This is a genomic window from Bacillus sp. SIMBA_031 (assembly GCF_046535225.1).
In the GTDB taxonomy this organism is placed as follows: domain Bacteria; phylum Bacillota; class Bacilli; order Bacillales; family Bacillaceae; genus Bacillus; species Bacillus velezensis.
Genome location: NZ_JAWRXC010000269.1, coordinates 1 through 270 on the forward strand (window position 1 = coordinate 1; position 270 = coordinate 270).

Here is a 270-nt window from a genome sequence, read left to right on the forward strand (position 1 = left end):
TTGGAGAGTTGCAGGATCTTGCGCTGACGCGCGAGGTCGGCCTCGTGCTGCAGTTGCTGCTGTGCCCACTCGGCGCCCGCGTTGATGCGCTCGCCGAGCGTCATCGCTCCCCAGGCATCGACATCGCGATTGCGCACCACGCGCATGCCCGCGCGCACGCGGTTTTCGATGCCGTCCAGTTCGGCCTTTGTCAGCTTCCGGTTTGCAGCCTGCGAAACAGCCTGCGCGCATTTGTCGTGCATGAATCAACCCCCAAGCGAAAGGAAGCAC

The 270-nt window shown here is 63.7% G+C and carries 1 protein-coding gene; it reads right to left on the reverse strand.

Translation table 11 applies throughout. The features are described from left to right. The coding region (locus SB724_RS20280; RefSeq protein WP_410572664.1) for a hypothetical protein at nucleotides 1–242 on the reverse strand (242 nt) is incomplete at its 3' end. Nucleotides 243–270: the final 28 nt, after the last annotated feature.